Origin of the sequence: Prescottella agglutinans (assembly GCF_004011865.1) — a bacterium.
GTDB lineage: Bacteria > Actinomycetota > Actinomycetes > Mycobacteriales > Mycobacteriaceae > Prescottella > Prescottella agglutinans.
Map to the genome: position 1 here is coordinate 642,498 of NZ_RKLP01000001.1, position 18,072 is coordinate 660,569.

The window sequence follows — 18,072 nt, forward strand, 5'->3', positions numbered from 1 at the left end:
GCTGTCGATCCGCACGGCGACTCGACGATCGCATCTCGTGACAAGAACGGAACACCCCCGTGCCCAACCTGACCACCGCGCTGCTCGATCCGATCCTCGGAACCGACCCGGCCGGCCCGCGAATCACCTACTACGACGACGCCACCGGTGAGCGCATCGAGTTGTCTGCGGTGACCCTCGCGAACTGGGCCGCGAAGACCGCGAACCTCCTGTGCGACGAGTTCGCGCTGATGCCCGGCGCGCGGGTGTCGGTGCTGCTGCCCGCACACTGGCAGACCGCGGCCGTCCTCCTCGGCGCCTGGTGGGCGGGCCTCGAGGTGACACTCGACGCCGACCCCGACGCGGAGGCCGCGCTCGTCACCGTCGACCGCCTCGACGACGTCGCCGACGTCCCCGAGGTCGCGGTCCTCTCGCTCGATGCGTTCGGCCGCCCCGTCCCCGACCTGCCGGTCGGGGTGACCGACTACGCGACGGCCGTGCGCGTGCACGGCGACCAGTTCCGCGGCGCCGAGGCCGGTTCCGCCGCGCTCGACGGGCGCGGCGTCGACGACGTGCTCGCGTCGGCCCGCACCGTCGCCGCCGAGCGGAACCTGACCGCGTCGGACCGGGTGCTCTCGACGCGCCCGTGGGCCACCGTGGACGAACTGATCGCCGGACTCGTCTCGGTGCTCGCGGTCGGCGCCTCGCTGGTGCAGGTGTCCAACCCGGACGCCGCCGCCCTCGCGCGCCGCATCGACTCCGAGAAGGTCACCGCTCGACTCGACGTCTAGCCGCCGTCCGAGAGGCCCGGGTCGGCATCGCCTGCCGAACCCGGGCCTCTCGTGTCTTCCTCACGCTCTCACGCCAGCGCGGCCACCGGAGCGGTCCCGGCCGCCCGCCGCGCCGGGAGCAGCGCCGCGATCATGCCGGCCGCACCGCCGCCCACCACGATCGCCGCGAGCGTCGCCCACGGCAACGTGCTCAGCACGACATCGTCGAATCCGAACACCGACGCCGATCCGGTGATGCCGAACGCCAGGCCCAGGACCACGCCGAGCGCCGACGCGACACCCGCGATCAGCAGCGCCTCCCACAGCAGCAGCGACCGCAGCCCCGACCGGGTCAGCCCCAACGCCCGCAGCAGCCCGGATTCCCGGCGGCGTTCGAGCACCGACAGCGCCATCGTGTTGCCGACACCGATCAGCGCGATCACCACCGCCACCGACAGCAGGCCGGCGACGATCAGCAGCAGCGTGTCGAGGATCGTGTCCAGCGTCGCGCGCATCACGAGCGACCCGCCGACGTCGCTGCCCGGCGCCGACTGCTCCGCGAGCGAGGCGATCTCGTCCTGCACCGACTGGTTGTCGGCGAGTCCGTCGTCGAGCCGGATCCACACCTGGTCCTGCGTCACCTGCGACGACAGCGCCGCGAGGATCTGCGCGTCGGCCAGCACGGGGGTGCCGAACTCGGCGCTGCCGACCGTCAGTTCGGCGCGGCCGGCGTTGCCGCTGAGCGACACCGTGTCGCCGTCCGCGAGGCCGAACTCGCGGCGCTCGTCCGGCCCCAGCAGCAGTTGCCGCGGACCCGGCAGGTCGATCTCCGTGCGCAGCGTCGCGCGGACGGCCGCGACGTCCACACCGGTGACCGTGATGGTGCGCCCGTCGGGCAGGGCGAGGTCGGCGGCGCCGAGCGGAGCGACCGCCGCGACACCGTCGAGGCCGCGCACCCGGTCGGCGAGGCCGGTCGGCAGTCCCGCGGCCTCCGTGGTGCTGATGCTCACGTCCACCGGGAACTGGTCGTCGACGGCGCCGGGCGCGCTGGCCTTGGTCACCGCGATCCCGACGACGAGGGTGCTGGTGAGCGTGACACCGATCAGCAGCGCCGTCGCGGTCGCCGCGGTGCGGCGCGGGTTGCGCCCGGCATTGCCCGCCGCCAACTCGCCCACCGGGCCGCCCAGACGCGCCACCAGAGCACCGACCCTGGAGACCACGGCCGGGATGATCCGCTGTCCGAGCATCACGATCGCCACGAACGTGAGCAGCCCGCCGAGGCACGCGATCATCACCTGCGCGCCGGCGACACCCATCCCCAGGACGCCGACGCCCACGACGAGCGCGAGGGTTCCGCCGATCCGCCGGGTCCGCGACACCACCACCGCTTCCGGCGCGGATTCCAGCGGCTGCAGCGCGGCCAGCGGCGACACCCGGGTCGCGGCCCGGCCGGGGGCCGACGCCGCCACCATGGTCATCGCGATGCCCACCACGAGACCGACCAGCACCGTCAGCGGCGTCACGCTCAGGTCCTGCAACGGGATCGGCACGTCGGCCGCCGTCGCGATCTGTGCCACCAGCCAGGCGACGGCGACACCGAGGCCGACACCCAGCAGCGACGCCACCGCGCCGACACCGGCCGCCTCGGCCCGCACGCTGCGGCGGACCTGTGCGGCGGTCGCGCCCACGCAGCGCAGCAGCGCCAGTTCCTGGGTGCGGGCGGCGAGCAGGACCGCGAACGTGTTGGCGATGACGAGGCCCGCGACGACGACCGCGATCGCACCGAACGCGAGCAGCACGCTCGCGAGGACGTCGGAGTCGCCGAGGAACCGCTGCGACTCCAGCTCCGCCTGCCGGACACCGGTTTCCACCGTGACATCCGCCGGCAGCATCGATTGCACCCGCTGGGCCAGCTGTTCCTGCGACAGCGTGCCGTCACCGGCGACGCGGACCTCCCGCACCGGCGAACCCGACTCCCACTCCCCCAGCTGCGCGGGCGTCGCGAAGACCGTCGTACCGTTCAGGCTCTGCGCCGTGCCCGCCAGATCGACGACGCCGACCACCTTCGCGGTCTCCGTCGTCGGAGTGTCGCCGCCCAGCACCGTCACCGTCAGGTCGGTCCCCACCGGGATGCCCGACCCGGACCCGACCGCGACCTCCCCGAGCGCCTCCGGGAATCGGCCGTCCTGCAGCTTCTGCCAGCGCAGCCCGGGATCCGGTGACAGCGACAGGGCCGACCCGTACGACGAGCCCTCCCCGTCGCGCCGCACCTTCACACTGGCCGAGCTGTCCTCGGCGACCGCCCGCACACCCGGGATCGCCGCAACCGTCGCCGGGTCGACGGCGCCGGTGACGACGACGTCCGTCGACGCGTACTGCCCCGCGAGCGAACCCGTGACGCCCTTGTCGAGCGTCGAGTTCAACGTCAGCGTCGCCACGACGAACGCGACCGAGATCACGCCCGCGAGCACCGACGCGAGATACCGTCCCGCGTGGGCCCGCATCTGCGCCCACGCCAGCCCCCGCATCAGTGGGTCCTGCTGAGGTCGTCGGCACCGAGGGAACGCATCGTCTCGATCACCGAATCGGTGGTGGGGCGGTCGATCTCGCCGGCGATGCTGCCGTCGGCGATCAACACCACCCGGTCCGCGTACGACGCGGCGACCGGATCGTGCGTCACCATGACGACCGTCTGCCCGGTCTCCCGGACGCTCGTGCGCAACAGGTCCAGAACCTCGGCGCCCGTGCGCGAGTCCAGGTTTCCGGTGGGCTCGTCGGCGAAGACGACGTCGGGCTGCGGCAGCAACGCCCGCGCGACGGCAACCCGCTGCTGCTGGCCGCCGGACAACTCGTGCGGGCGGTGTCTCAGCCGGTCGGTCAGACCCAGGCGACGCACCACCTCGTCCCGCCAACCGCGCTCGGGGACCCGTCCGGCCAGTCGCATCGGCAGCAGCATGTTCTCCTCCGCCGAGAGCACCGGCAGCAGGTTGAACGCCTGGAACACGAATCCGATTCGCTCCCGGCGCAGTTCGGTCAGCTCCCGATCTGCCAACGCCGTGATCTCGGTGCCGCCCACGTGCACCGTGCCCGAGGTCGCGACGTCGAGTCCGGCGAGGCAGTGCATGAGCGTCGACTTGCCCGAACCGGACGGCCCCATGATCGCGGTGAACTTCCCGGCCCCGAAATCCACGTCCACGCCGCGGAGGGCATGGACGGCGGTCTCGCCGGCACCGTACGTCTTGGTCAGGGCCCGCGCCCGCACCTTCTGGTCCTCAGTTCTCATGCCGTCGACGGTATTGCTGGTCAGGGCCCTTCCACATCGGAGCGCGGGGCGATCTTCGCGAACGCCGGCGTCATACCCGGGTAGGACCCGGCATCAGCCCGGGTGCCCATTCCCTCGCCGATCAGCGCAGGTTTACGCCTCTACCGCGAAGGAATGGGCGGTGAGGCCGAAGTCAGTCGGAGCCGAGCAGGTCCTGCGGCCGGACCAGACCGACCTGGAACGCGTACAGCACCGCCTGCACACGGTCCCGTGAGCCCGTCTTCGAGAGCACCCGTCCCACATGGGTTTTCACCGTTGCCTCGGAGACCACGAACTCCTCGGCGATCTCGGCGTTCGACAGTCCGTGGGCCATCGCCTCGAGCACCTCGACCTCGCGCGGCGTGAGGTCCTCGGGCAACGACGGTTGCACCGACGTACCCAGCATCGGCCCGACGTGCTGCAGCAGCTTGCGGGTCGAGCGCGCCTCGATGACCGCGTCCCCGCGGTGCACGGTGCGGATGGCGTCCAGCAGTTGCTCGGGCGGGACGTCCTTGAGCAGGAAGCCGCTCGCGCCGGCGCTGATCGCGGACATCACGTACTCGTCGTTCTCGAACGTGGTGAGCACCACCACCTTCGGCGAGTCCTCACCGGCGGTCAGTCGGCGGGTGGCCTCGATGCCGTCCATGTTCGGCATCTGGACGTCCATGAGCACGACGTCGGCGGGCGTGCGCGACAACTCGTCGACGCCGCGGGCACCGTCCGACGCCTCGAGCACCACCGTGAGGTCGGGCTGGGAGTCGATCACCATGCGGAACCCGGCCCGCACCAGTTGCTGGTCGTCGACGAGGGCCACGCGAATCATGCCGTCCAGCCTAGGGTGCGACGTACGGGAGCCTGCCTCGCACCCGGTAGCCGCCGCCCGTCACCGGTCCTGCGGTGAGCTTCCCGCCGTGCAGCTTGGCCCGCTCGGTCATGCCGATCACGCCCTGGCCGCCCGGCGACGACTCGATCAGCGCCGCCGCACCACCCCGTCCGTCGTCGGCGACGACGAGTTCGACGTCGTCCGCACCCCAGTTCACCGCGACCCGCGCCTGCGCCCCGGGACCGGCGTGCTTGAGGACGTTGGTCAGCGACTCCTGCACGATGCGGTACGCGGTCAGCCCCGCGCCCGTCGACAGCTCCCGCCGCTCGCCGGTCACCGTGAGGCCGATGTCCAGGCCGCCGCGCCGCAACTCGGCGACCAGGCTCTCGATGTCGTCGGCGCCGGGCATCGCGGCGAACTCCCGCGGCCGGTCCTCGCGCAGCACCGACAGCAGCGCGCGCATGTCCGTCAGCGCCTGACGCCCGGTCGACGCGATGGTCTCGAGCGCGGTGATCGCGGCCTGCGGGTCCTGCGCCGCGCCGTAGCGGCCGCCGTCGGCCTGGGCGATGACGACGGTGAGCGAGTGCGCGACGATGTCGTGCATCTCGCGGGCGATGCGGGTGCGCTCGTTGACCGCTGCCAACTCCGCCTCCTGCGCGCGCTCGAGCTCGAGCAGCCGGGCCCGCTCGGCCAGTCCCTCCAGTTCCTGGATGCGCACCCGACGCAGGTCGCCGAACGCCCACACCGCGAGCACGAACACGCTGAGGAAGACCGCGGAGACCACCTCGGACTCCCACCCGGCGTCCGGGTTCGCGAAGTACCTGAACCCTGCCGCCGTCGCACCGAGGATGGCGATGACCAGCGCCGTGTAACTGCTCCACCGGGGCGCGTACGCAGCGAACGCGTACAGCGCGACCGGCACCCCGATCACGCTCGGCATCAGCATGTCGTCGACGACGAACAGGTGCAGGACGGCGAACGCCGCGACCACGAACCCGGACACGACGGTGCGCGAGCGCCGCCAGGCCAGCGGCACCGTCATGCCGAGGGAAACGACGACCGAGGGCCAGCCGTACTCCAGCGAGGTGGGGAGACAGACCAGCGTCAGGAGCGCCGCCTCGGCGCGGTCGATACCGACCGCGTGGGCGGCGCTCCAGCGATAGAGACGCTCGCCCAGTCGAGATCGGGCCGGAAATCGAGCCATGCCGTCAGCCTAGAGCGCGATCCGGTCCCGACGACGCCTGCTCAGCCGAGCAGCTTGGTGCGCAGCGCCTGGTCCTTCTCGAGCACCATCTGCTCGAGCCCGGCCTGGAAGTCCGCCATCCGCTGCAGCAGTGCCGGATCCGACGCGCCCAGGATGCGCGCCGCGAGCAGACCCGCGTTGCGGGCGCCGCCGATCGACACCGTCGCGACCGGGACCCCGGCCGGCATCTGCACGATCGACAGCAGCGAGTCCATGCCGTCGAGGTACTTCAGCGGAACCGGCACACCGATCACCGGCAGCGGCGTCGCCGACGCCACCATGCCCGGCAGGTGAGCGGCGCCGCCGGCGCCCGCGATGATGACCTTGATCCCGCGTCCGGCCGCGTCGCGCGCGTAGTCGAGCATGCGCTGCGGGGTGCGGTGCGCCGACACGACGCCCACCTCGAACCGGACGCCGAACTCGGCGAGCGCCTCGGCGGCGGCCTCCATCGTCGGCCAGTCCGAGTCGCTGCCCATGATCAGCCCGACGAGGGGCCCGTTCGATTCAGTCACTTCGCGTCCGCTCCCGTGTGCTCGTTCCAACCGTCAGTCCATACGGCGTGCGACATCCAGTGCGCCGCCCGCTCCGCGCGCTCGCGCACGACCGCCACGTACGCCGCGTCGTCCGGTGAACCGTCCGCGCCGCCGATGACGTTGACGTGCCCGATCTTGCGGTCCTTGCGCTCGCCCTTGCCGTACAGGTGCACCTTGACGTCGGGCATGCGCGCGAACAGGTGGTGCAGCCGCTCGTCCATGCTCATCGTCGGGGCCTCGGGCGCGCCGAGGATGTTCGCCATCACCGTGACCGGGGCGACGGGCGACGGGTCGCCGAGCGGGTAGTCCAGCACGGCCCGCAGGTGCTGCTCGAACTGCGACGTGCGGGCGCCGTCCTGCGTCCAGTGACCGGAGTTGTGCGGGCGCATCGCGAGTTCGTTGACGACGAGCGTGCCGTCGGTGGTCTCGAACAGCTCGACGGCCATCGCGCCCACGACACCGAGTTCGGACGCCACGCGCAGCGCGAGCTGCTCGGCCTGGGCCGCGAGCTCGGCGGACAGCTGCGGGGCCGGCGCGAGCACGACCGCGCACTGTCCACTGCGCTGCACCGTCTCGACGACCGGCCACGACGCGCCCTGCCCGAACGGCGAGCGCGCGACCATCGCGGAGAGTTCCCGGGTGAAGTCGATCGCCTGCTCGACCATCAGCGTGACGCCCTTGTCGAGCTGCTCGGTGACGATGGCCTCGGCCTCGTCGCAGTCGTCGGTGATCCACACGCCGCGGCCGTCGTAGCCGCCGCGCACGGCCTTGAGGACGACGGGCCAGCCGTGTTCGGTACCGAACCGGACGACGTCCTCGGCCCACGTGACCTCGGCGAAGGCCGGAACCGGTGCGCCCATCTCGCTGAGCTTGCGGCGCATCGCCAGCTTGTCCTGCGCGTACACGAGGGCCTGCGGCGGCGGCTGCACGTTGACACCCTCGGAGACGAGGACGTCGAGGTGCTCGGTGGGGACGTGTTCGTGGTCGAACGTCAGCGCGTTCGACCCCAGGGCGGCCTTGCGCAGAGCGGCGAGGTCGGTGTGGCTGCCGAGCACGACGTCGGGGCTGACCTGTGCGGCGGGCTCGTCGATACTGCCCGCGAGGACACGCAGCGTCTGGCCCAGCTCGACCGCGGCCTGATGCGTCATGCGCGCGAGCTGACCGCCGCCGATCATCGTCACCACGGGCATCCCGCTCGGGAGATCACGCGGAGGGGTGGGGCGAGATTCGGAATCAGATTTGCCGGTCACGACACACCATGGTGTCACGTTCACTCGCGAGCGGTTCTGCCGAGGTCATCCGGCGTCTCGACCTGTGTAGAAGCCGAGAAGTAGCAATCCAGCGCGGAGATCGAGATCGCGGGTTCGTACAATACCTCGTTGTGTCTTTCGTCGACGCGGCGTTGAGCCGAGTTCCTCAGCCCCTCCGGGCCGTCGTCCTCCGCCACCACGAATTGATCAAGTTCGCAATCGTCGGCGGAACCACGATGGTGGTCGACCTGGCCATCTTCTACTCCCTGAGCCTGACGATCCTCGAGCAGAAGCCCGTTGTCGCCAAGATCCTCTCGGGTGTGGTGGCGACGATCCTGAGCTACGTCCTCAACCGGGAGTGGTCGTTCAAGCACCGCGGTGGCCGCGAGCGGCATCACGAGGCGCTGCTCTTCTTCACGATCAGCGGCATCGGTGTCGGTATCGCGGCGGCCCCGCTGTTCATCGCGAACAACATCTTCGACATCCGCGCGTCCGTGAGCCTCACGGCGCTCGTGGTCGTCGACTTCGTCCTGAACTACATCATCGGCAACCTGCTGCAGATGATCTTCCGGTTCTGGTCGTTCCGGCGGTGGGTGTTCCCGGAGGAGACCGGCCACGAGGTGATCGAGCAACCCGAAGCCGCGGCCGAGCTCACCGGCGAGGAACCGGGGACGCCGCTCGGCTAACGCGGCTCGTGGATGCCGGTCACCCGGGTCGGCACGTCGTCCCGTGCGGGCGCCAGGAACACCGCGAACAGCGCCGGACGGCGCCGCTGCAGCTCGAGACGGCCCCCGTCGGCCTCCACCAGTGCCCGAGCCAGCGCCAGCCCGACTCCGGTCGACCCAGCCCCCGAGAATCCCCGGTCGAAGATGTGTGGCGCCAGTTCGTCGCTCACACCCTCCCCCTCGTCGGAGACCTCCACGCACACGCGTGATCCGCCGGCGGACCCCCGACCCGCCGGACCCGACACCAGACGCACCGACACCGTGCACGTGCCGGCGCCGTGCTGCAGCGAGTTGTCGATCAGCACCGACACCGCCTCACGCAGCCGCGATCCCGTCGCCTTCGACGTCAGCCTCGGCTCGCCCCGCAACCGCAGGACCCGGCCGGCGTCCTTGTACGGGCCCTGCCAATCCGCGACGACGCTCGCGAGCTCCCCCACCACCGACACCGGCTCCCGGTTGGCGGCACCGCTGTCACGCGACGATCGCACCAGGTCGTCGACGGCGACGGTGAGCCGGTCGACCTGTGCCATGGCCTCCTCCGCCTCGTGCACCACGTCGGGGTCCGGGTGTCCCGACAGCTCGTCGAGTCGCAGCCGCACCGCGGTGAGGCGACTGCGCAGCTGGTGCGACACGTCGGCGACGAGCGCGTGTTCGCGTTGCAGGCGCCCGGAGATCTCGACGGTCGCCGAGTCCAGCACGTCGGACACGCGATCCAGTTCGGGGATGTCGTGGCGGCGGGAATCGGGGCGGAAGTCGCCCTCGGCCAGCCGTGCGGCCCGCTCGGCGACGTCCTTGAGCGGATCGGCCAGGCGTTTCGCGGTGACCACGGCGACGCCGGCACCCGCACCCATCGACGCGAGAACCAGCAGGGTCACCGCGCCGACCGCCTGCCGCTGCAGGGTCCGCATCCGATCCGACGGCACCTCGAGCCGCAACGAGCCCGAGGTCCCCATCGACAGCGACTCGACGAGCGGTGACGGCACCGACTCCGCACCGATGTCCAGGCGCGCGGCGCCCTCCTCGGGCGTCGGGTAGACGACGACGAGCTTCCCGCCCTCCGGGACGACCAGGCGCAGCGACGTGGTGTCCAGCCCGTCCTCGACGACGCCGGCGCTGCCCTCCTGCACGATGATCTCCGCGGCCATCCGGTCGAGTCGGCCCTGGAGGTCGCTGCGGGTGAAGTCCTCCACCCACAGCCAGGCGGTGTAGATCAACGGGACACCGAGGAGCAAACCGGTGAAGATGACGACCGCAAGGATCGACTGCAGAATTCTGCGACGCACGGTGGATGGAACCTAGTCGGTGTTGATTCGGAATCCGACGCCGCGCACGGTTGCGATCCGGCGATCCGCACCCGCGCCCTCGTCCCCGATCTTGCGCCGCAGCCAGGACATGTGCATGTCGAGGGTCTTCGAGCCGCGCAGCTCCACGTCGCCCCAGACCTCGCGCAGGATCGTGTCCCGCGAGACGACCTGGCCGGCGTGCTCGAGCAGCACCCGCAGCAACTCGTACTCCTTGTTGGCCAGCGCCACCTCGGACCCGTTGACGAGGACCCGCCGGGCCGCGGGCTCGAGCCGGATGCCGGCCACCTCGACGACGACGTCCTCCCCGCCGCCGCTGCGCCGCAGCAGCGCCCGCACCCGCGCCATCAGTTCGGCCAGCCGGAACGGCTTGCCGACGTAGTCGTCGGCGCCCGCGTCCAGCCCGACGACGAAGTCCACCTCGTCGGTGCGCGCGGTGAGCATCAGCACGGCCAGATCCAGGCTGTGCGCGCGTAACTGACGACACACCTCGAGCCCGTCCATCCCGGGCAGGCCGAGGTCGAGGATGAGCAGTTCGAATTCGCCGGTCAGCGCACGCTCGAGCGCGGTGGGCCCGGTCTGTTCGATCGTGACGGTGTAGCCTTCGCGGCCGAGTGCACGCGACAGCGGAGCAGCGATGGCCTCGTCATCTTCGGCAAGCAGTACGGCGGTCACGACGACAGCCTACGGTCGGTTCCGCCCGCGCGGATCTATTACCAGCCTTTCCGGTGATTCCGACGATCCTCACCGGCGCTGCCCGGCCCCTCGTCCGGCCGCGGGAAGCGGTCGTCGTGGTAGTGGTCCTGGTAGGGGTCGCGATGCGTGTTCGTGGAATCGAAGACCTGGTGGTACAGCAGCGAGTGCACCTTCTGGACCTCGGGGATGTCGTCGAACTCGAGGGGATCGTCCGACGACGCGACGATCATGAGCGTTCCGGTGCGCAGCATCCGGTCGACCAGCCCGTGCCGGAACTGCACATTGCTGATCCGGTTCATCGGGATATCGATGCCGGTGTGGGTCATCACCCCGTGCCGGATCATCACTCGCCGGTCGGTGACGATGAAGTGCGTCGACTTCCATCGCAGCACCGGCACCAGGACCTTCCAGACCACGACGGCGAACCACGCCGCGGCGATCACGAGCGACACCACCGGAACGGCGCCGCCGGTCAACTCGGACTGGGCGAGCCCCACGAGGAACCCCGCGATCGCGGTGGCGAGGATGAAGATCGCCGACGGAATGATCAGCATCTTCCAGTGCGGATGCCGGTGCAGCACCAGTTCCTCGTCCGCCGCCAGGGCGTCCTGTGGGTATCCCATGGAAAGAGTGTGACAGGTCGGCACGGGGCCGACCTGTCAGGCGAGACCTGGATATCCGCGTTCGAGCAGGCCGATTCCCGACCCGGAGGGTCCGTCAGCTGACGCGGCGCGCCAGGAACGCCGAGGCGACGACGATGAGTCCGTAGAGGATCATCCAGACGCCGACGACGATGACGAAGACGCCGAGCGACAGTTCCGGCTGCAGCAGGACGATCGCGCCCGCGACGACGCTGATGATGCCGAGGACGATGCCGAACGCGCGGTTGCCGGGGACCTCCGACGCGCCCGCGACGATGTCGAGCACACCGCGGAACACCCACCACGCGCCGATGACGAGGGTGATGATCACCAACGTCTGGAGCGGGCTACGGAGGACGAGGAACCCGAGCAGGATCGCGAGCGCGCCCGACAGCCCGGTCAAGGTGCGCGCCGCCGTCGGCGCTCCGACCTCCGCGAAGGACCGGATGATCTGGATGATGCCGAACGCGAACACCTGGATCGCGATGAGCACCGCGACGACGAACAGCGTCGCATCGGGCCAGACGAGGACTGCAATTCCGAGGCCGAGGGTGAGCAGTCCGAACACGACCGTCAGCCCGGTCAGGACACGGCCGGCCGTCTCCAGCTCACGAGATTCGGCGGCCAGCCATGACCCGCTGCCACCTTCGGACACTCCGTGTTGAGCATTCATCGCTACTCCTCCGTCGCACGAGATTTCGTGGATCAGCGTCAAAGTAGCAGCAAAAGACGCTCCGCGAGCGGTTGCGAACAAAGCATTTCCGGGCCGCGACGCCGAATGCATTTTCACCCGTCAGGGGTGAGGTTTCACGGCCGAATACATCGGAAGATGCAGCCGACGGATTGGCTCCTCCAGCGAGGTTTTCGCGACCGATCGAAAGGGGAACTGCAATGACCACACCGACGACGCACGCTTCGGGCGGTGGCGCAAAACAGGGTTTCGCGGCGGGTGCGTCGATCGCCGCCGCGATCATTCTCATGACCGTCGGAATCCTGGAGATCTTCCAGGGCATTTCCGCGCTGTCCAAGGACGACGTCTTCGTCGTCGGCCCCGAGTACGTGTATCAGTTCGACCTGACGACGTGGGGCTGGATCCACCTGATCCTCGGCATCGTCGTCGTGCTGATCGGTCTGGCACTGCTGACGGGTGCGACGTGGGCACGCGTGTGCGCGATCATCCTCGCGGCCCTGTCGATCATCGCGAACTTCCTGTGGATTCCCTGGTACCCGATGTGGTCGATCCTGATCATCGCGCTCGACATCGTGGTGATCTGGGCGGTTTCCACGTGGAACACCGAGAAGGCCTGAGCCCTCACACGGCACGCAGATGGGTGATGTCACCGGCCGACACCGCGACCGGTGACTCACCCTCTGCCTTGATCACGATGCGTCCCTCGGCGTCGACGTCGGTCGCCACACCCACGAGCTCCCGGTTCCCCGGGAGCTCGGCGCGTACCAGGCGACCGAGGGTGCCGCACCGCTCCCGGTACACGGCCGCGAGGTCGTCGACCTTCCAGCCGGCGCTCTCCCACTCGCGCCACCGCCGGGCCAGTTCACGGAGGATCGCGCGCACCAGGACGGTGCGGTCGGTGACGACCGCGTCCTCGAGGGCGAGCGACGTCGCGGTCGGCACCGGCAGCTCGTCCTCGGTCAGACTCACGTTGAGCCCGATCCCCACGACGATCGTCGGGACCGGTGCCGTCGATGCGACCTCGGCGAGGATTCCGGCGACCTTCCGCCCCTCGATCAGAACGTCGTTGGGCCACTTCAGTTCCGCGTCGACCTCGGCCACCTTGCGCAACGCGTCGACCACCGCGATGCCCGACAGCAGCGGCAGCCAGCCGATGTCCGTCAGGTCCATGCCGGGCATGTCGAGGACCGCGGACACGGTGACCAGGGCGCGCGGGGCGCTCACCCACGGCCGCGCGTGCCGGCCGCGGCCACCGGTCTGGTATTCGGCGATCAGGACGCTGCGCGCGTAGTCCGGGCCCTGCGGACGGGCCAGCAGGTCGGCATTGGTGGACCCGGTCTCCGCGACCACGTCGAGCCGCGACCAGAACGCGTCCGGGTCACCGCCCCCGTCACGAACCAGCGCACGCCGGAGCGCGTCGACATCGAACGGGGGGCGGTTCAGATCGGTCCACATCCGTCCAGCCTAGGATGCGCTTGGAAAGTGACTCGTCAGTAGCTTAGGTTGAATAATTCAACGCAACCCGACCTCGCTCGACGCAGGCCCCGGAGACCTGGTTAAGCTCACTTCCCATGACCAGTGTGCAGGAGCCAGCCGCGGCGGAGGCGGCGAACACCCCGGATATCCACACGACGGCGGGAAAGCTCGCTGACCTGCGCAGCCGCCAGGCGCAGGCAATGCAGCCCATGGGCGAAGCCGCCGTCGAGAAGGTCCACGCCAAGGGCAAGCTGACGGCGCGCGAGCGCATCCACGCGCTCCTGGACGAGGGCTCGTTCGTCGAGCTCGACGCCCTGGCCCGGCACCGCAGCACCAACTTCGGCCTCGCCGACAACCGTCCCGTCGGTGACGGCGTCGTCACCGGTTACGGCACCATCGACGGCCGCGACGTCTGCGTCTTCAGCCAGGACGCCACCGTGTTCGGCGGCTCGCTCGGCGAGATCTACGGCGAGAAGATCGTCAAGGTCATGGACCTGGCGCTCAAGACCGGCCGCCCGCTGATCGGCATCAACGAGGGTGCCGGCGCGCGTATCCAGGAGGGCGTCGTCTCGCTCGGCCTGTACGGCGAGATCTTCCACCGCAACGTCCAGGCCTCGGGTGTCATCCCGCAGATCTCCCTGATCATGGGCCCGGCCGCCGGCGGACACGTCTACTCCCCCGCGCTGACCGACTTCGTGGTCATGGTCGACGAGGCCAGCCAGATGTTCGTCACCGGCCCGGACGTCATCAAGACCGTCACGGGTGAGGACGTCACCATGGAGGATCTGGGCGGCGCCCGGACTCACATGGCGAAGTCCGGTGTCGCGCACTATGTCGCTTCCGGCGAGCAGGACGCTCTCGACTATGTCAAGGACCTGCTGTCGTACCTGCCGAGCAACAACCAGGCCGCGGCTCCGCGTCTGGCCCCGTCCGATCCGATCGTCGGCTCGATCGAGGACTCGCTGACCGACGAGGACCGCGAACTCGACACGCTGATCCCGGACTCGGCGAACCAGCCGTACGACATGCACGAGGTCATCCGTCGCATCCTCGACGACGACGAGTTCCTCGAGGTGCAGGCCGGCCGCGCCATGAACGTCATCGTCGGCTACGGTCGCGTCGACGGCCGCAGCGTCGGCATCGTCGCGAACCAGCCCACGCAGTTCGCGGGCTGCCTCGACATCGACGCGTCCGAGAAGGCCGCGCGCTTCGTCCGCACCTGCGACGCGTTCAACGTCCCGATCATCACGCTGGTCGACGTCCCGGGCTTCCTCCCGGGCACCGAGCAGGAGTACAACGGCATCATCCGCCGCGGCGCGAAGCTGCTGTACGCGTACGGTGAGGCCACGGTCGGCAAGATCACCGTCATCACCCGCAAGGCGTACGGCGGCGCGTACGACGTCATGGGCTCCAAGCACATGGGCGCGGACGTGAACCTGGCGTGGCCGACCGCTCAGATCGCGGTCATGGGCGCGTCCGGCGCCGTCGGCTTCGTCTACCGCAAGCAGCTGCTCGAGGCCGCCAAGAACGGTGAGGACGTCGACGCGCTGCGCCTGAAGCTGCAGCAGGAGTACGAGGACACCCTGGTGAACCCGTACGTTGCGGCCGAGCGCGGTTACATCGACGCCGTCATCCCCCCGTCGCACACCCGCGGACAGATCGTCTCCGCTCTGCGTCTGCTCGAGCGCAAGATGGTTTCGCTTCCGCCCAAGAAGCATGGGAACATCCCCCTATGACAGCCACAACCCGGGAAGACGTGCTCACCGACGCGGAGCTGCTGGACGCATCCGCAGCGGTCGACGGCTCGACGCTCGAAGGAGCCGCGTTGGCTGAAGCAGTCGCAGGGCTGGAGTCCGATCTCGCCGCGGGATCGCAGTCGCCGCTGATCAAGGTCGTGAAGGGCAACCCGACGGACGCCGAGATCGCAGCCGTCGTCACGGTTCTGTGCGCGGCCGCCGCCGCGGGCGAGCCGGCCGGCGACGGCCTGCCGCCCGAGACGTGGGGCGCGCCCACCCGCATGCACCGCGGGCACGCGCCGTTCTCCCCGTATTCGTTCGGCAACCCGGTCGCTCCGCGCCCGTTCTGATCGAACGGTTCGTCTGGTGACCCACCTGGTTCTCGCCTCGGCGTCCCCGGCACGGCTGTCCGTGCTGCGGGGCGCCGGGGTCGAACCCACCGTCCGTGTCTCCGGCGTCGACGAGGACGCCGTCATCGACCGACTGGGCCCGTCCGCGGCCCCCGAGTCGGTCGTCACCACGCTCGCCGAGGCCAAGGCCCGCGACGTGATTCCCGCTCTGATCGCCGAGGGCATCACCGACGCCGTCGTGATCGGCTGCGACTCGATGCTGCTCATCGACGGTGAACTGCAGGGCAAGCCGCACACCGTCGACGTCGCCCGCCGCCGCTGGAAGTCCATGGCCGGCCGCAGCGCGACGCTGCTCACCGGACACAGCGTCCTGCGGATCGCCGACGGCGCGATCGTCGCGGACGCGGCCGATCACAGCGGCACCGTCGTCCACTTCGCGTCCCCGTCGGACGAGGATCTCGAGGCGTACCTCGCCACCGGCGAACCGTTGAAGGTCGCCGGCGCCTTCACCCTCGACGGTCTCGGCGGCTGGTTCGTCGAACGACTCGAGGGCGACCCGTCCAGTGTCATCGGTATCGGGCTGCCGCTGGTGCGGCGCCTGCTCGGCGAGGTCGGTGTCTCGGTGGCCCAGTTGTGGGCCGCGAACGCGCTCGTGCGCTAGTTCCCCGTCCCGCCCCAGGATCGCTCCAGGGCCCGCGCCATCGCGGTCGCCTTCGTCTTGGCGCGTTCGGCGTCCGGTCCGGTGAAATTCTCGTCGACCGTCTCGCACCACACGTGCAGCCAGCGCGTGAGCTTCTCCCCCGCCAGCCCGTGCTGCCGGTCGAGCGCCTGGTGGACCATCACGAACTCGCCCTGGTAGCGCGCGGTCCGGAACAGGATCTGCTCCCAGAAGTCCCCGACGACGGGCAGATGCTCCTCGAGCCCGACGACCGCCAGGGTCTCGAACGCGGGCGCCAGCACCGGGTCGGCAAGTGCCCGCTGGTAGAACACCCGGACCATCCGGTCGATGTCGCCGCGGCCGGAGAGATCGCTGCGGCGGTCGGTTGGGCACGTCACAGTGCACGACGGTACCGGTTGAACTACCCATCGGTAGCGGGCGGTGATCTCGCTCGCTCCGCCGGATCGATCACCACATAGAATCGTCAGTGGACAACCCTCCACCCACACTTGCCTCAGGAGCCCACCCGTGCCCGTCGCACCCGATCCCAATCCCGCGTTCGCTGCGTATACCCATCCGGAGCGACTCGTCTCGACCGAGTGGCTGTCGGTCAACCTGGGCGCCCCCGGTGTGAAGGTGGTGGAGTCGGACGAGGACGTGCTGCTCTACGACATCGGCCACATCCCCGGCGCGGTGAAGATCGACTGGCATCTGGACCTCAACGACCCGGTCACGCGCGACTACATCGACGGCGCCGCGTTCGCCGACCTGATGAGCCGCAAGGGCATCGAACGCGACGACACCGTCGTCATCTACGGCGACAAGAGCAACTGGTGGGCGGCGTACGCCCTCTGGGTGTTTACGCTGTTCGGCCACCAGGACGTCCGCCTGCTCGACGGTGGCCGGGACGCGTGGCTGTCGGAGAACCGGGACACCACGCTGGACGTGCCGACTCCCGCGCCGACGCAGTACCCGGTGGTGGCGCGCGACGACAGCACGATCCGCGCGTTCCGGGACGACGTGCTCGCACATCTCGGCAACGGTCCGCTGGTCGACGTGCGGTCCCCGCAGGAGTACACGGGCGAGCGCACCCACATGCCCGACTACCCGGAGGAGGGCGCGCTGCGCGGCGGCCACATCCCGACCGCGGTGTCGATCCCGTGGGCGCGGGCGGCGGCAGCGGACGGACGCTTCCGTACCCGCCCCGAGCTCGAGGAGATCTATGCGGACTTCTCGCGCGACGACGACGTGGTCGCGTACTGCCGGATCGGCGAACGTTCGAGCCACACGTGGTTCGTGCTGACGCATCTGCTCGGATACCCCAGCGTCCGCAACTACGACGGCTCGTGGACCGAGTGGGGCAATGTCGTGCGGGTCCCCATCGTCAAGGGCGACGAGCCGGGCATCGTGCCGGGCGCCGCCGAGGAAGCCGCTTCGTGAGCCTGCCGGAGAGCCTCGCCGAGATCGTCGACGACTTCGCCGCCGTCGACGGTCAGGACAAGCTGCAGTTGCTGCTGGAGTTCAGCCGAGAACTGGCGCCGCTGCCGCCGGAGCTCGAGCAGGGCGCGATGGAGCCGGTTCCCGAGTGCCAGTCGCCGCTGTTCCTGTCCGTCGACAGCAGCGACCTGGACAAGGTGCGTCTGCATTTCAGCGCGCCCGCCGAGGCGCCGACGACCCGCGGCTTCGCGTCGATTCTCCATCAGGGGCTCGACGGGCACAGCGCCGCAACAATTCTCGCGGTTCCCGACGACTTCTACGCGGCACTCGGCCTCGCCGACGCGGTCAGCCCGCTGCGCTTGCGCGGCATGAGCGCGATGCTCGCACGTATCAAGCGGCACCTCCGCTGAGCGTGCAACCTCCCAACCGAGACTGATCGGGGAGCGACCCTCCCCGATCACC

Annotated in this window: 20 protein-coding genes; 8 read left to right on the top strand and 12 right to left on the bottom strand. The window is 70.0% G+C overall.

Going from position 1 to position 18,072, the window contains the following annotated elements:
- The first annotated feature begins 59 nt into the window (after positions 1 to 59).
- Positions 60 to 770, top strand: coding sequence for a TIGR03089 family protein (locus EGT67_RS03015; RefSeq protein ID WP_127914521.1), 711 nt, complete (start codon positions 60 to 62; stop codon positions 768 to 770).
- 68 nt (positions 771 to 838) lie between these two features.
- Here the strand turns inward: EGT67_RS03015 and EGT67_RS03020 are convergent, their stop codons facing one another.
- The 6 genes from EGT67_RS03020 to EGT67_RS03045 form a co-directional block, all read right to left on the bottom strand.
- Entirely contained in the window at positions 839 to 3,277 is a 2,439-nt protein-coding gene (locus EGT67_RS03020; RefSeq protein ID WP_127914522.1) for an ABC transporter permease, read from the bottom strand.
- Complete coding sequence (locus tag EGT67_RS03025) at positions 3,277 to 4,032, bottom strand: ABC transporter ATP-binding protein (protein ID WP_127914523.1); 756 nt, start codon at positions 4,030 to 4,032, stop codon at positions 3,277 to 3,279. Before EGT67_RS03025 ends, EGT67_RS03020 begins: the two co-directional genes overlap by 1 nt.
- A gap of 172 nt (positions 4,033 to 4,204) precedes the next feature.
- Positions 4,205 to 4,873, bottom strand: coding sequence for a response regulator (locus EGT67_RS03030; protein ID WP_127914524.1), 669 nt, complete (start codon positions 4,871 to 4,873; stop codon positions 4,205 to 4,207).
- Positions 4,874 to 4,883: 10 nt separating this feature from the next.
- The gene (locus tag EGT67_RS03035) at positions 4,884 to 6,077 is read right to left on the bottom strand and encodes a sensor histidine kinase (protein WP_127914525.1); all 1,194 of its coding nucleotides are present in this window, start codon (positions 6,075 to 6,077) and stop codon (positions 4,884 to 4,886) included.
- Positions 6,078 to 6,118: 41 nt separating this feature from the next.
- The gene (gene purE / locus EGT67_RS03040; RefSeq protein ID WP_127914763.1) at positions 6,119 to 6,592 is read right to left on the bottom strand and encodes a 5-(carboxyamino)imidazole ribonucleotide mutase; all 474 of its coding nucleotides are present in this window, start codon (positions 6,590 to 6,592) and stop codon (positions 6,119 to 6,121) included.
- 32 nt (positions 6,593 to 6,624) lie between these two features.
- Positions 6,625 to 7,899 carry a 5-(carboxyamino)imidazole ribonucleotide synthase gene (locus EGT67_RS03045; RefSeq protein WP_127914526.1) on the bottom strand — a complete coding sequence of 425 codons (1,275 nt, stop codon included), beginning with the start codon at positions 7,897 to 7,899 and terminating at the stop codon, positions 6,625 to 6,627.
- 131 nt (positions 7,900 to 8,030) lie between these two features.
- Here EGT67_RS03045 and EGT67_RS03050 point away from each other — a divergent pair, with 131 nt between their 5' ends.
- Entirely contained in the window at positions 8,031 to 8,585 is a 555-nt protein-coding gene (locus EGT67_RS03050; RefSeq protein ID WP_127914527.1) for a GtrA family protein, read from the top strand.
- Here EGT67_RS03050 and EGT67_RS03055 read toward each other — a convergent pair.
- From EGT67_RS03055 to EGT67_RS03070, 4 genes are all read right to left on the bottom strand, one after another.
- Entirely contained in the window at positions 8,582 to 9,907 is a 1,326-nt protein-coding gene (locus EGT67_RS03055) for a sensor histidine kinase (RefSeq protein ID WP_127914528.1), read from the bottom strand. The two genes, EGT67_RS03050 and EGT67_RS03055, sit on opposite strands and share 4 nt — an antisense overlap.
- Positions 9,908 to 9,919: 12 nt before the next feature.
- Complete coding sequence (locus tag EGT67_RS03060; protein ID WP_127914529.1) at positions 9,920 to 10,600, bottom strand: response regulator transcription factor; 681 nt, start codon at positions 10,598 to 10,600, stop codon at positions 9,920 to 9,922.
- 38 nt (positions 10,601 to 10,638) lie between these two features.
- A complete protein-coding gene (locus EGT67_RS03065) occupies positions 10,639 to 11,244 on the bottom strand; it encodes a PH domain-containing protein (protein ID WP_127914530.1) in 606 nt (201 codons plus the stop codon).
- Positions 11,245 to 11,338: 94 nt separating this feature from the next.
- The gene (locus tag EGT67_RS03070) at positions 11,339 to 11,935 is read right to left on the bottom strand and encodes an HdeD family acid-resistance protein (RefSeq protein WP_127914531.1); all 597 of its coding nucleotides are present in this window, start codon (positions 11,933 to 11,935) and stop codon (positions 11,339 to 11,341) included.
- Positions 11,936 to 12,153: 218 nt separating this feature from the next.
- Here EGT67_RS03070 and EGT67_RS03075 point away from each other — a divergent pair, with 218 nt between their 5' ends.
- Complete coding sequence (locus EGT67_RS03075) at positions 12,154 to 12,570, top strand: DUF7144 family membrane protein (RefSeq protein WP_127914532.1); 417 nt, start codon at positions 12,154 to 12,156, stop codon at positions 12,568 to 12,570.
- A 4-nt stretch (positions 12,571 to 12,574) separates the two neighbouring features.
- Here the strand turns inward: EGT67_RS03075 and EGT67_RS03080 are convergent, their stop codons facing one another.
- On the bottom strand, positions 12,575 to 13,408 hold the full coding sequence (locus EGT67_RS03080) for a biotin--[acetyl-CoA-carboxylase] ligase (protein WP_127914533.1): 834 nt from the start codon (positions 13,406 to 13,408) through the stop codon (positions 12,575 to 12,577).
- A gap of 116 nt (positions 13,409 to 13,524) precedes the next feature.
- On the opposite strand from EGT67_RS03080, the gene EGT67_RS03085 reads away from it, so the two are divergent.
- From EGT67_RS03085 to EGT67_RS03095, 3 genes are read left to right on the top strand one after another with little or no spacing between them, the layout of a single operon-like run.
- Positions 13,525 to 15,165, top strand: a complete 1,641-nt coding sequence (locus tag EGT67_RS03085) for an acyl-CoA carboxylase subunit beta (RefSeq protein WP_127914534.1) — start codon at positions 13,525 to 13,527, stop codon at positions 15,163 to 15,165.
- Complete coding sequence (locus EGT67_RS03090) at positions 15,162 to 15,515, top strand: acyl-CoA carboxylase subunit epsilon (RefSeq protein WP_127914535.1); 354 nt, start codon at positions 15,162 to 15,164, stop codon at positions 15,513 to 15,515. The genes EGT67_RS03085 and EGT67_RS03090 overlap by 4 nt, the downstream gene beginning before the upstream one ends.
- Before the next feature lie 16 nt (positions 15,516 to 15,531).
- Positions 15,532 to 16,176 carry a Maf family protein gene (locus tag EGT67_RS03095; protein WP_127914536.1) on the top strand — a complete coding sequence of 215 codons (645 nt, stop codon included), beginning with the start codon at positions 15,532 to 15,534 and terminating at the stop codon, positions 16,174 to 16,176.
- Here the strand turns inward: EGT67_RS03095 and EGT67_RS03100 are convergent.
- Positions 16,173 to 16,571: a group III truncated hemoglobin gene (locus EGT67_RS03100; RefSeq protein ID WP_206612267.1), complete on the bottom strand. Its 399-nt coding sequence runs from the start codon at positions 16,569 to 16,571 to the stop codon at positions 16,173 to 16,175. The two genes, EGT67_RS03095 and EGT67_RS03100, sit on opposite strands and share 4 nt — an antisense overlap.
- A gap of 130 nt (positions 16,572 to 16,701) precedes the next feature.
- Between EGT67_RS03100 and EGT67_RS03105 the strand changes: the two genes are divergently transcribed.
- Entirely contained in the window at positions 16,702 to 17,613 is a 912-nt protein-coding gene (locus EGT67_RS03105) for a sulfurtransferase (protein WP_127914537.1), read from the top strand.
- Positions 17,610 to 18,020, top strand: coding sequence for a SufE family protein (locus EGT67_RS03110; RefSeq protein ID WP_127914538.1), 411 nt, complete (start codon positions 17,610 to 17,612; stop codon positions 18,018 to 18,020). The genes EGT67_RS03105 and EGT67_RS03110 overlap by 4 nt, the downstream gene beginning before the upstream one ends.
- Positions 18,021 to 18,072 lie beyond the last annotated feature (52 nt).

Bases quoted from the DNA above. Each gene is read 5' to 3' on its own strand.
- EGT67_RS03020 (WP_127914522.1), bottom strand. From the start codon at position 3,277: ATGCGGGGGCTGGCGTGGGCGCAGATGCGGGCCCACGCGGGACGGTAT.
- EGT67_RS03025 (WP_127914523.1), bottom strand. From the start codon at position 4,032: ATGAGAACTGAGGACCAGAAGGTGCGGGCGCGGGCCCTGACCAAGACG.
- EGT67_RS03030 (WP_127914524.1), bottom strand. From the start codon at position 4,873: ATGATTCGCGTGGCCCTCGTCGACGACCAGCAACTGGTGCGGGCCGGG.
- EGT67_RS03035 (WP_127914525.1), bottom strand. From the start codon at position 6,077: ATGGCTCGATTTCCGGCCCGATCTCGACTGGGCGAGCGTCTCTATCGC.
- purE (WP_127914763.1), bottom strand. From the start codon at position 6,592: ATGGGCAGCGACTCGGACTGGCCGACGATGGAGGCCGCCGCCGAGGCG.
- EGT67_RS03065 (WP_127914530.1), bottom strand. From the start codon at position 11,244: ATGGGATACCCACAGGACGCCCTGGCGGCGGACGAGGAACTGGTGCTG.
- EGT67_RS03070 (WP_127914531.1), bottom strand. From the start codon at position 11,935: ATGAATGCTCAACACGGAGTGTCCGAAGGTGGCAGCGGGTCATGGCTG.
- EGT67_RS03075 (WP_127914532.1), top strand. From the start codon at position 12,154: ATGACCACACCGACGACGCACGCTTCGGGCGGTGGCGCAAAACAGGGT.
- EGT67_RS03080 (WP_127914533.1), bottom strand. From the start codon at position 13,408: ATGTGGACCGATCTGAACCGCCCCCCGTTCGATGTCGACGCGCTCCGG.
- EGT67_RS03085 (WP_127914534.1), top strand. From the start codon at position 13,525: ATGACCAGTGTGCAGGAGCCAGCCGCGGCGGAGGCGGCGAACACCCCG.
- EGT67_RS03090 (WP_127914535.1), top strand. From the start codon at position 15,162: ATGACAGCCACAACCCGGGAAGACGTGCTCACCGACGCGGAGCTGCTG.